8 protein-coding genes are annotated in these 11,634 nt (G+C 68.1%); 3 read left to right on the top strand and 5 right to left on the bottom strand.

The features are described 5' to 3' along the window. Positions 1-2: 2 nt before the first annotated feature. The 4 genes from cheB to BW41_RS19340 all read right to left on the bottom strand — a co-directional run bounded on the left by cheB (position 3) and on the right by BW41_RS19340 (position 5,529). Positions 3-1,061, bottom strand: coding sequence for a chemotaxis-specific protein-glutamate methyltransferase CheB (gene cheB / locus BW41_RS19355; protein WP_037536999.1), 1,059 nt, complete (start codon positions 1,059-1,061; stop codon positions 3-5). A 7-nt stretch (positions 1,062-1,068) separates the two neighbouring features. Continuing rightward, positions 1,069-2,661 carry a chemotaxis protein CheW gene (locus tag BW41_RS19350; protein ID WP_037536830.1) on the bottom strand — a complete coding sequence of 531 codons (1,593 nt, stop codon included), beginning with the start codon at positions 2,659-2,661 and terminating at the stop codon, positions 1,069-1,071. Positions 2,662-2,689: 28 nt separating this feature from the next. After that, on the bottom strand, positions 2,690-4,387 hold the full coding sequence (locus BW41_RS19345) for a methyl-accepting chemotaxis protein (protein WP_037536828.1): 1,698 nt from the start codon (positions 4,385-4,387) through the stop codon (positions 2,690-2,692). A gap of 239 nt (positions 4,388-4,626) precedes the next feature. Then, positions 4,627-5,529 (bottom strand): LysR family transcriptional regulator, encoded by a 903-nt coding sequence (locus tag BW41_RS19340; RefSeq protein ID WP_037536826.1) that lies wholly within the window; start codon positions 5,527-5,529, stop codon positions 4,627-4,629. A 92-nt stretch (positions 5,530-5,621) separates the two neighbouring features. Between BW41_RS19340 and BW41_RS19335 the strand changes: the two genes are divergently transcribed. Both BW41_RS19335 and BW41_RS19330 read left to right on the top strand, forming a co-directional pair. After that, positions 5,622-6,605 carry an aldo/keto reductase gene (locus tag BW41_RS19335; protein WP_037536997.1) on the top strand — a complete coding sequence of 328 codons (984 nt, stop codon included), beginning with the start codon at positions 5,622-5,624 and terminating at the stop codon, positions 6,603-6,605. A 122-nt stretch (positions 6,606-6,727) separates the two neighbouring features. Further along, positions 6,728-7,462, top strand: a complete 735-nt coding sequence (locus BW41_RS19330) for a Crp/Fnr family transcriptional regulator (RefSeq protein WP_051583723.1) — start codon at positions 6,728-6,730, stop codon at positions 7,460-7,462. 3 nt (positions 7,463-7,465) lie between these two features. Here the strand turns inward: BW41_RS19330 and BW41_RS19325 are convergent, their stop codons facing one another. Beyond that, positions 7,466-9,877: a TonB-dependent receptor domain-containing protein gene (locus tag BW41_RS19325; protein ID WP_037536994.1), complete on the bottom strand. Its 2,412-nt coding sequence runs from the start codon at positions 9,875-9,877 to the stop codon at positions 7,466-7,468. A gap of 294 nt (positions 9,878-10,171) precedes the next feature. Here BW41_RS19325 and BW41_RS19320 point away from each other — a divergent pair, with 294 nt between their 5' ends. After that, a complete protein-coding gene (locus BW41_RS19320) occupies positions 10,172-11,626 on the top strand; it encodes a methyl-accepting chemotaxis protein (protein ID WP_037536823.1) in 1,455 nt (484 codons plus the stop codon). Positions 11,627-11,634 lie beyond the last annotated feature (8 nt).

The following is an 11,634-nucleotide window of genomic DNA, read 5'->3' as shown; positions in this document are numbered from 1 at the left end:
GGTTAGGACGCGGCGGCGCGACGGCCGGCGGTGAGCCATCTGGCGATCTGTCCGGCGATGGCGTCGCTGGCGAGGACGATGTTGGCGCCCGCGCGGCGGATCAGCTCATGGGGCATGCCGAACACCGCCGAGCTGTCGGCATCCTGCGCGATCGTCCGCATCCCCTGACGATGCCAGCGCGCCATCGCCTCGGCGCCGTCGTCGCCCATGCCGGTGAGCAGGACGCCGATCAGCCGGTCGGCGGGGACGCATTGCGCCGCGCTGTCGACCAGGCGGGTGACGCTGGGGTGCCAGCGATATTGCTCGCCCGCCGGCACCGACATGGCGGTGAGCTGGCCAGCGCGCAGCGTCACGATCATATCGGCGTCGCCACGCGCGATATAGACGTTGCCCGGCTGCAACGGCGTCGGCGCGCGTACTTCCTGCACCGTGATTCCGCACAGCGCATCGAGCCGCCGCGCGAACACCCCGGTGAAGCTGCTCGGCATATGCTGCGCGACGAGCACCGGCCACGGCAGCGTCGCGGGCAGCGCCGGCAGGATCGTCTCCAGCAAGGCCGGACCGCCGGTCGACACGCCGAGCAGCACCAGCCCCATCTCCTGCGTGCCGCGCGCGACGATGGCGCGCGGCGGCGGGGCCTTTGGCTGCGCCACGATACGGCCACGGACGCGGGCGCCCGCTGCCATCTTCACCTTGGCGACGAGCTGCGCGGCGATCTCGTCGAGCGACAGCGAGATGGTGCCGCCCGGTTTCTGGACGAAGTCGAGCGCGCCGAGGCTGAGCGCCTGCAACGTCGTTTCGGCGCCCTGTTCGGTGATCGAGGAGACCATGATCACCGGCCGCGGGCTGCCGACCATGATCCGCGACAGACAGGTGATGCCGTCCATCTCGGGCATGTTGACGTCGAGCGTGACGACCTCGGGATCGAAATCCTCGACGATCGACAGCGCCTCGACGCCGTTGCGCGCGGTACGGACGTCGAAACCGGGCTGTTGCTGGAGCAATTGACCTAAATGGCGGCGCATCAGCGCCGAATCATCGACAACGAGAACACGGGTCATGATCGGCTCACGCGGCGATCCGCGGTAGATCGTCGGGGAGAAGCTGGTCGGCATCGCTGTCGATCAGCCCGTCGACGGCCAGCAACTGGATCATCCGTCCCTGCGCGGTGAGATTGGCGACGCCGCGCACGACGCGCGCCCGGCTGCCGGACAATTCGGGGGCGGGCGAGATCGTCGCCTCCGGGATGCGGCCGACCTCGGAGACGCTGTCGACGATGAAGCCGACGAGGCGGCCGTCGATCAGGAACACCATGATCCGCTGGCGATCGGAGCGCGCCGCTTCCTCAAGGCCGAAGCGACGGCGCTGGTCGATCACCGGCAGCACCGTGCCGCGCAGGTTGATCACGCCTTCGACATAATCGGGGGTGCCCGGCACATGGGTAAGCTGGTCGGGGACGCGGACGATCTCCTGCACCGATTCCACCGGCACGCCATATTCCTCGCCGGTCAGGCGGAAGATGACATATTGCGCGTCTTCGTGCGTCTCGCTCATCGTCTGATCTCCTTCGGCGAGGTCCGCATCGGCGGCAGACTCGCCCTGCACCGTGCGCAGCGTGTGCAGATCGCTGGCGTCGAACATCGCATCGGCGGACAGCACCGACACCAGCCGGCGCCCGTCATCGAGGCGGCAGATCGCGCGAATGTCGCTGGTGCCGCCGGGCGGCTGCAAGGCGGCGGGGACGGGCTCGACCAGCGCGCGGTCGACGCGCAGCACCGCCTTGACGCGATCCATCACCACGCCGACCGACAGCGCCGCGCCGTCCTGGTCGCCGCTGCCGGGCAGCGACACCACGACGACCTTGTTCGCCTCGGTAAAGGCCTCGCTCGGCAGGTCGAACATCGTCCGCAGCGAGACGAGCGGCAGCAGCCGGTTGCGCAGGGTGGTGACGCCGAGCACGTGACCCGGCGTGCCCGGCACCTGGGTGATCGCCGCGGGGAGCTGGACGATTTCCTGCACCTCGCCGATCGGGAAGGCATATTCCTGGCCGTCGACCTCGAAGCTGACGAGCTGATCCTCATCGGCGAGATGCTCCTCGGCGGCGTCGGCGATCGCCACCGCACCCGGCCCCGCGGCCTCAGCGAGGTTGATGCCCCTGGCCGCCGCGGCGAAGGTGCGGCCGATCGAACGCGCGACGTCGAGCACCATGACGATGCCGCGGCCGTCTTCGTCCTTGATCATGCCGGTGAGCAATTCGGTATCGATCGTCGCCTGCACCTGCGTCACCGGTTCGAGCCGCTCGCGGTCGACCGTCACGACATTGGCGACGCGATCGACCAGCATCCCGACCGGATGGCCATGGTCGAGCACGACGACGCGGCTCGCATCGTCGGTCTCCGCCGGCGGCAGGCCGAACAGATGGCGCAGGTCGAGCACCGGCAGCACCGAGCCGCGCAGATTGGCGAGGCCGAGCAGCGCCGGCGGGCTGAGCGGCATGCGCACCACGTCGGGGACGCGGATGATCTCCTTGACCTGTCCCAAGGGCACGGCGAACATCTCGCCGGCGCTGTGGAAGATGACGAACTGATGCAGGTCGCTGCGGCTGTCGCCCGCGGCCGTGGGGGCGGCGGGCTCTGCCGCCGCGGTCGGAATGTCGGTCATGCGCCGGTACCTTCCTCGCGATCGCGCTTCACGCCGCCTGCAATTCGTCGGCGAGCGACGCGATTTCCTCGATCGCCGCGGCGAGCACCTCGGCGCCCCGCGCCTGTTCGCGAGCGGCGATGCTCGCTTCGTTCGAGGTGCGCACCGCCTGTTGTGCGGCGGTGGCGATCTGTTCGACCGCGACGCGGGTTTCGCCGAGCGCGCGCGACACCAGCACCGTCGCGTCGGCGATCGCCTCGTTGCCGCGCGTCACCTCGACGACGTCGGTGGCGATTCGCTCGAGCCCGGTCGAGATCGCCCGGCTCTTCTCGACCTCGTTCGCGGCGGTGTCGGCGATGTCCTGCAGGTCGGTGCGGACGAGGGCGATCGTGTCCTGGATACCCTTGACCGTATCCTTGATCCGCTCGGCATTCTCCGCCGAATCGCGGGCGAGATTGCGGATGTCAGTGGACACCACGGCGAAGCCCTTGCCGAATTCGCCGGCGCGCGCGGCCTCGACCGAGCCGCTGACCGCGAGCATGTTGGTCTGGATCGAGACGGTGGTGATCGCATCGACGATCTTGTCGATGCGGCGGCTGACCTGTTCGAGCGCGGTGATCTGATCGCGGCTGGCGCGGCCGGCGTCGACCGAGGCGGCGACGCCCTGCATCATCGCGCCGACCATCGTCTTGTTCTCGTCGAGCAGCTTGGTGATCTGTTCGCCCTTTTCGACGGCGGCGGCCACTAACTGGGCGGCGGCCTGCGCCGCCTGTTCGCTCTGTTCGAGCGCGCCGGTCTGCTGTTCGATCGTATTGCTCGATTCCTGGCAGGCGGCGGCCTGTTCCTCGGCGGCGGCGGCGATCACCTCGGCGCCCTTGAGTGCCTCGTTCGCCGCCTGCACGGCATCTTCGGCGCCATCGGCGATCGTGATGCAGCCGGCCATGATGCTCGCCATCTCGGCGCGGATCTGGTCGAGACCGGCGGTCACCGCCTCACCCTTCTGCGCTTCCGCCCGCGCGGTGTTCGCGGAGGTCTCGATCCCCTCGGCGACCTGCTTCACGTCGTCCTGCACCTGGGCGATCAGATCCTGGATGTCGCGCGCCGATTTCTCGCTGGTCTCGGCGAGTGTGCGTACCTCGTCGGCGACGACCGCAAAGCCCTTGCCGTGCTGGCCGGCGCGTGCCGCCTCGATCGCGGCGTTGAGGGCGAGCAGATTGGTCTGGTCCGCGATGCGCGCGACGGCTTTCACCACCTCGCCGATCGCCGCCGCCTGCCGGTCGAGCTCCTCGACCAGTTCGACCGAGGCCTCCTGACGCTGCGATGCGTTGAGGATCGCGGTCAGCGAGTTCCCGATATCGGCGCTGGTGCTGACGATCAGGTCGGAGAGCGCCCGGGTCAGCGACTGCGAACCGTCGGCGCGCGTCTTGATGTCGCGCAGCAGGGCGGTGGCGTTCGTCATCGCCTTCATCGTTTCCTGCGCCGCCGCCGAGGATTGCTCGGCGCCGACGCTGATCTGTTCCGCTGCCTTGCGCAATTCCTCCGATGCGGCAGAGGCTTCCGCGATACCGCTGGACAGTTCCGCGGTGGCCGTAGCAAGACGTTCGGAGCCTTTCTGTTGCCGCGCGAAGGTGCGGGCGCGGCGCTTCTCTGCCTCCGCGGTCAGGCGAACGCTGTTGCTGGTGACGGTAACGGCGCGCGTGGTCGCCTCGACAGGCGTGGCGAGGGCGTTTTTCTTGGCGAGGGACACGGCTGTCTCCGTTGAGGGCGTTTTATACGCTCCGCTAAGCGCCGATTCGTAAATATGGGTTTAAAATGGACATAAACCAACGTGCGTCATGGCTGGCTTGGAAATCCAGCGAAAACCGCGACATCGATCGACATGGCCGGATCGCTGTTGCTTGATGACATCAGGAATAATCGCTGAAATCAGCGCGTTCCGCAGCGGCGCACCGTTGCGAAAATTAACCAAGAAAATTTTTATTGATCTCAGCCGCGGTACCGAAGCGCCGACAGCAGCAGGGCGAATGCCGCCGACGGCTGGCGGCGGCTGGGGTAATAGAGGTGGTAGCCGTCGAACGGCGCGCACCAGGAGTCGAACAGCCGTACCAGCCGCTTGTCGGCCAATGACGCCGTGACGCGGTCCTCGAGCACATGCGCGATGCCGCGGCCGGCCTGCGCCGCGAGCAGGATCAGGTCGACATCATTGGCGACGAACGGCCCCTGCACGCGGATGCTGAACGCACGGCCGTCCTGGTCATATTCCCAGGCGTAGAGGCTGCCGTCGGTCATGCGCAGTCCGATGCAGGCGTGATCGCCGAGCTCATAGGGCGTCTGCGGCGTGCCGTGGCGGGTGAGATAATCGGGGGTCGCCACCGTCGCCATGCGCAGCGGCGGCCCGATCGGCACAGCGATCATATCCTGTTCGAGCCGTTCGCCAAGCCGCACGCCGGCGTCATAGCGGTCGGCGACGATATCGGTCAGCCGCCGCTCGACGTCGAGCTCGACATGGATGTCGGGATAATCGGCGGTCAGCCGCTCGATCGCCGGCCACAGCAGCGTGCGCGCCGGCTGTTCGGGAGTGGTGATACGGATCGTCCCGGCAGGGCGCGCGCGCAGATCGGCGAGCGAGACGAGCCGGCCGTGGATCGCATCGAGCGCCGGACGCAGCGTCTCGATCAGCCGTTCGCCAGCCTCGGTCGGCGCGACGCTGCGCGTGGTCCGGGTGAGCAGCCGCAGCCCGAGCCGCGTCTCCAGCCGCCGCATCGCATGGCTCAGCGCCGATTGCGACATGCAGAGCTGCGCCGCGGCGCGGGTGAAGCTGCGCTGCTCGGCGACGACGAGGAACAGCGCGAGGCTGCCGAGGTCCTCACGATGGAGATCGAGACTCATGACGTCCTGTCATAGGCCCAAGCGACGCCGCCGGTCTAATCGTGCCGCCCCGTCCGGCCTATCTCGCCGGCTCCATCAACGAGGAGGACGTCATGCAGACACGGACATTGGGGCGCAGCGGGCTGTCGGTTTCCGCTCTGGGGCTCGGTTGCATGGGGTTGAGCCACGCTTACGGCCCGGCGACCGAGCGGGGCGAGGCGATCCGCCTGCTGCGCGGCGCGCATGAGCGCGGCGTCACCTTTTTCGATACCGCCGAAGCCTATGCGCAGGGCGCCAACGAGGAACTGCTCGGCGAGGCGCTGGCGCCGGTGCGCGACGCGGTGGTGATCGCGACCAAGTTCGGCTTTGCCAAGGGCGTGACGACCGAGGGGCTCGACAGCCGGCCGGACACTATCCGCGCGGTCACCGATGCGGCGCTACGACGGCTGCGCACCGACCATATCGACCTGCTCTACCAGCACCGCGTCGATCCCGACGTGCCGATCGAGGAGGTCGCCGGCACGGTGCGCGAGCTGATCGCCGCCGGCAAGGTGCGTCACTTCGGCCTGTCGGAAGCCGCGCCCGAGGCGATCCGCCGCGCGCATGCGGTGCAGCCGGTGACCGCGCTGCAAAGCGAATATTCCCTGTGGTGGCGCGAACCCGAGGCGGAGATCCTGCCGCTGCTCGACGAACTCGGCATCGGCTTCGTACCCTTCTCGCCGCTCGGCCGCGGCTTCCTGTCGGGGGCGATCGATGCAAGCACGACCTTTGCCGCGGACGATTTCCGCAACCAGCTGCCCCGTTTCTCCGCCGCGGCGCGGCAGGCCAATCAGGCGCTGGTCGACCTGATTGCGACCCTGGCCAAGGAGCGTGATGCGACGCCGGCGCAGGTCGCGCTCGCCTGGCTGCTTGCGCAGCGGCCGTGGATCGTGCCGATCCCGGGCACGACCAAATTGCACCGGCTCGAGGAGAATCTTGCGGCGGTGGACGTGGTGCTCGACGGCGACGCGCTGGCGCGGATCGATGCGGCGCTGGCGGGGATCGCGATCGAGGGGGATCGCTACTCGCCCGCGCAGCAGCAGTTCGTCCGCCGCTGAGCGGAGGCGACGCCTCGTCCCCCGACGTCAAGCCGGGTCAGGAACAACCCGGACCGATCTATGTTGCTGTCCGGGATCGGGCCGGCTGACGTCCCGCTGCTAAGGGGGTCGCAGAGTCGGCGATGGTAACGGCGTGGAAGGCGGTCGGGCCGCAGGATCGGGGCACCAGCAACCGGCTGCTCCGGCATATGGCGGCGGCGGACTGGGCGATGCTGGCGCCGCATGCCGAGCGGGTGTCGTTCGCAGTATGGGACGATATCGCCCGCGCCGGCGAGCGGATCGCCAGCGTCTGCTTTCTCGATGAGGGGATCGCCGGCATCCTCGATTCGCTCGACGGCGACCGCCGCTATGCGGTGGCGCTGGTCGGCGCAGAGGGGTTCATCGGCTGGCCGGTGCTGCTCGGCGACGATCGTTCGCCCTATGACGTGACGATGCGCGCCGAACATGGCAGCGCGCTGCGCATCCCCGCCGCGGTGCTAGGCGCGGCGGTCGCGCAAAGCGCGGGGCTGCGCAGCCTGTTGCTGCGCTTTGTCCAGACGCTGATGGTGCAGATGGGGCGGACGATCGTCTCGTCGCTGGCGCATCCGATCGAGCGGCGGATGGCGCGCTGGATCCTCCTCTATCACGACCGCGTGCGCGAGGACGATATCTGCATGACGCACGAGGAATTCCGGTTGATGCTCGGCGTCCGGCGCAGCAGCGTCACCGAGGCGCTGCACCGGCTGGAAGAGGATCAGGCGATCCGCGCGTTTCGCGGCCGCGTCGTGGTGCGCGACCGCGCCAGGCTGATCGAACTCGCCGGCGACACCTATGGCCATGCCGAGCAGGAATATCGACGCCTGCTCGGCACGGGATAAGCGTCAGAACCCCCGCCGCAGCGTCACGAACCACTGGCGCGGCGCACCGGCGAGCAGGGTCTGGTTGTCGCCGCTGGCGGTATAGCCGTTCGAGCCGATCGTCGAGATATAGCGTTTGTCGGTCAGGTTGGTGACGCTGCCCTCGATCGCCAGTCCTTCCAGCACGCCGCCGACGCCGCGCAGGCGATAGCCGAGGCTGGCGTCGACCAGCAGCCGCGCCCCGACCGACTGGTCGTTGAGATAGGTGAAATAGCGCTTGGTCATATAGTCGCCGCCGACGCGCGCGAAAAAGCGGTCGTCGTCATAGACGATCTCGCCCTTGGCCATATGTTCGGGCGTGTCGACCACGGTCTTGCCCTTGGTCGGGGAGAGCAGGGTGCCGTCGGCGGCGACGACGTTATCCTGATAGGTCGATCTGTTGTAGGAATAGCTGGCGAACAGCGTCAGCGGCCGGGCGACGCGATAGCTGGCGGCGAGTTCGGCGCCATAGCTTTCGACGTTGCCGGCGTTGTTGAGCGTCGGCGGATTGCCCTGGATGCCCGATCCGTTGCTGAACGACAGCAGGCGGTTGGCGAAGTGGATGTAATAGCCCGCCGCCGACAGCTGCAACCCGCCGCGGCGCAGGCGCACGCCGCCTTCGCCGGTCTTCGACGTTTCCGGCTTGAGCGTATTGCGGATCGCATTGAAGCCGGCCTGCGTCGTCGCGAACGGTCCCGAGGTCGCCGACGAGACGAAGGCGCGCATATTCTCGGTATAGCTGGCGAATAGCTCGGCGCCGCTGCCGAGATCGAACACCGCGCCGACCTGCGGCAGGAACCAGTTCTCCGCCTTGATCTTGCCGTTGACCAGCGATCCGGTGAGCAGGTTCGCCTGATTGCGGACGCGCATCCCCTTCCAGCCGCCGTTGAGCGTCAGCGCGCCGAGGCGGAGCGTGTCGGCGAGATAATATTGCAGCGTCTCGGTATCGTACTTGCCGTTCCACTGCGTGAAATAGGGGTTGGACTGGAAATCGCGGGCGCTGCGGTCGGAGGCGGTGTTGCTCATCCCGTAGAAGCGACGCGCCTGGGTGAAGCTGTTGCTCTCATACCAGCCGCCGAGTTCGAACCGGTTGGCACCGGTGTCGAGCGTCAGCCGGGTGAGGTTGCCGGCGCGGTCGATGCCATATTCGGTGGTGCGGAAGCCGAGCGGCGAGGCATAGCCATAGGCCGCGGCCGATGCGATCGGCAGCGTCTCGCCATTGCCGCCGAGCGCGCCCGCCGGCGTCGGCGAATAGGGCGTGATCCACGAGCCCTGGCCGCGGTTGTGATGATAATAAGCGGTCGACACGATCGACAGCTGATCGGTCAGCCGCCCGTCGAAGGTGACGCCGCCCAGCCAGTCGCGACGCAGGCCGGCGGCATCGTAATAGGCATCGTCGACGCTGCCGAAACCGGTCGGGAAGGTCAGCCCCGCCCCCGACCAGGGCGCGACGAAGCCGGCGGTCGCACCGTTGTTCGCCGTCCGATAGGCGGCAAGCGCCGCCTGGTTCTGATAGACGCGCGCCAATTGCAGCGCGAGCGCATAGTCGTTGCTGATATTGTCGTCGTTGAGCCCGCGCCGGCGGATGATGTCGAGGCTCAGATCCTGATAGTCGTTCTCGCGCCGGTCGGAATAATTGACGAAGGCGGTGATGCTGCCGCGCGCGCCAAGGTCTTCGACCAGCTTGGCGTTGACCTGATGCTGGCGCTGCGTGCCATAGCCCTTCCACTTGTCGGTGGTGAGATAGCCGTAGCTCAGATAGCCCTTGAGCCCGCCGCCGAGATCGCCGCTGTCGAGCCGCGCGAAGCCGCGCCAGGTGTCGTCGCTGCCGTAGGTGCCCGAGGCGACGAGGTCGAAGGTATCGGACGGCTTGCGGCTGGTGAATTGCAACGTGCCGCCGAGATTGCTGGTCGAGGCGGTGCCGAGCGCGCCGGCACCCTGCGCCACCGTCGTCGCGGCGAGATTTTCGGAAAGGATCGCGCGGCTGATGTGCAGGCCGTTGACGTTGCCGTAGCTCATGTCGCCGAGCGGCACGCCGTCGAGCGTGAAGCCGAGCTGATTCTGGTTGAAGCCGCGCAGCGAGATGCGCGTCGACCATTCATAGGCGCCGAACGCGTCGGCCGATTGGAAGTTGACGCCGGGCAGTTTGGCGACCGCCTTGAGCGGCGAGGTGCCCGGCGTGAGTCGCGCCATGTCGATCGCGCTCACCGTCTGCACCTGCCGGCTCTGGCCGAAGCCCATCACGACGATGTCGGTATCGGTGCCGCCCGCGGCAGTGGTCTGATCCTGATCGTCGGCGATCGTCGCACCCGCGGTCGCGGTCGCATCCTGTGCCCAGGCGGGCGCCGCCGCGAGCAGCGCCGCCGGCGCGACACTGACCAACCAAAGCCGTGACATCATGATGCTTTTCCCCTTCGCCTGCGCTGGCGTTGGGACCGCTCTGGCCATGGTTGGTGACGCTTTGACGACGCCTCGGCGACGCCACGGTGACAATCGCCACTTCCTGTCGGCACCGGCGACCCGATCGCCGGCGGATCAGTCTATATTTGTAAAAGGCCCGTGCGCAGCTTGCGTATTTAACGGGGTCTTTACAGATTCGGTCCAATTTGAACGTGAGTGGCTGATTCGAGCAGAGATGATGCCAGGACAAATGCTTCGCGGGCTCATCCGCACTCATCGAAGGACCTGAAGATGTTGACGTGGTTCGCTAATCATGCCCCGATACGCAGCAAGTTCCGGGTGCTGCTGGGCGTGCACGGGGCGGTCGCCGCGACCGGCGTGCTGACGACCTATCTCGCCGCGGAGGCGACGCCGGCCGAGGCAACGGTCTATGTCGGCATCGCCGCGACGCTGTTCCTCGTCACCATCGCGGTGGTGCTGTTCAGCGGCAAGGTGATCAGCGATCCCTATGTCGGCTCGGTGACGCGGATGGAGGGGCTCGCCGCGGGCGATCTCGCCTCGCCGATCCCGTTCGGCGATCACCGCGACTGTATCGGCCGGATGGCGCGGGCGGTCACCGTCTTCAAGCAGAATGCCGAGGCGGTACAGGCTGCGGCGGCGGCGCAGCAGATCGTCGTCGGCGCGCTCGGCGAGGGGCTGACCCGACTCGCGTCGAGCGATCTCGCCTATCGCATCGACCAGAAGTTTCCCCCCGACTATGAGCGGCTGCGCACCGACTACAATCGCGCGCTCGATGCGGTCGCCGAGACGATCCGCGCAGTGACCGATGCGACCAACGGCATCAACAGCGGCGCGATCGACATCCGCCAAGCCTCCGACGACCTGTCGCAGCGGACCGAGCAGCAGGCAGCGAGCCTGGAGGAGACGGCGGCGGCGATGGACGAGATCACCGCGACGGTGCGGCAGACCGCCGCCGGTGCGGTGCGCGCCAGCGGCGTCGTCGAGGAGGCGCGCGTCGAGGCCGAGCAATCGGGTGCAGTGGTGCGCCGCGCGGTCGACGCGATGAGCGGAATCGAGCGGGCCTCGAACGAAATCTCCGACATCATCTCGGTGATCGACGGCATCGCCTTCCAGACCAATCTGCTCGCGCTCAACGCGGGCGTCGAGGCGGCGCGCGCCGGTGACGCGGGGCGCGGCTTCGCGGTGGTCGCGTCCGAAGTCCGCGCGCTGGCGCAGCGTTCGGCGGAAGCGGCCAAGGACGTCAAGACGCGGATCACCGCCTCTTCCGAGCAGGTCGAATCCGGCGTCGAGCTGGTCAGCGAGACGGGCAAGGCGCTCGACCGGATCATCGTCCGCATCGCCGAGATCAACGCGCTGGTGGCGGAGATCGCCTCGGCCGCGGAACAGCAGGCGACCGGCTTGCAGCAGGTCAACACCGCGGTGAGCGAGATGGACGGCGTGACGCAGCAGAATGCCGCAATGGTCGAGCAAGCCACCGCCGCGGCACGCAGCCTGTCCGCCGAAGCCGACGAGCTCGCCCGTCAGGTGGCGCGCTTCAAGCTCGCCGGCGTCGGCCATTCGGGTGGCGAGGCGGTGCTCCGCGCGGTGCCGGTGGTGCACCAGCTGCAGGATCGCGCCGCGGATGCCGGGCGGCGGATCGCGCGGGCGGCCCGTCGCACCGCGCCGATGTCGTCGAGCGGCGGCACCGCGCTCGCCGTCTCGCCGGAGGATTGGTCGGAATTCTGACGCGGCCG

Source organism: Sphingomonas sp. RIT328 (assembly GCF_000632225.1).
Lineage (GTDB): Bacteria > Pseudomonadota > Alphaproteobacteria > Sphingomonadales > Sphingomonadaceae > Sphingomonas > Sphingomonas kyungheensis.
This window is presented reverse-complemented; position numbering and strand designations above follow the sequence as displayed.

Bases quoted from the DNA above. Each gene is read 5' to 3' on its own strand.
- cheB (WP_037536999.1), bottom strand. From the start codon at position 1,061: ATGACCCGTGTTCTCGTTGTCGATGATTCGGCGCTGATGCGCCGCCAT.
- BW41_RS19350 (WP_037536830.1), bottom strand. From the start codon at position 2,661: ATGACCGACATTCCGACCGCGGCGGCAGAGCCCGCCGCCCCCACGGCC.
- BW41_RS19340 (WP_037536826.1), bottom strand. From the start codon at position 5,529: ATGAGTCTCGATCTCCATCGTGAGGACCTCGGCAGCCTCGCGCTGTTC.
- BW41_RS19335 (WP_037536997.1), top strand. From the start codon at position 5,622: ATGCAGACACGGACATTGGGGCGCAGCGGGCTGTCGGTTTCCGCTCTG.
- BW41_RS19330 (WP_051583723.1), top strand. From the start codon at position 6,728: ATGGTAACGGCGTGGAAGGCGGTCGGGCCGCAGGATCGGGGCACCAGC.
- BW41_RS19325 (WP_037536994.1), bottom strand. From the start codon at position 9,877: ATGTCACGGCTTTGGTTGGTCAGTGTCGCGCCGGCGGCGCTGCTCGCG.
- BW41_RS19320 (WP_037536823.1), top strand. From the start codon at position 10,172: ATGTTGACGTGGTTCGCTAATCATGCCCCGATACGCAGCAAGTTCCGG.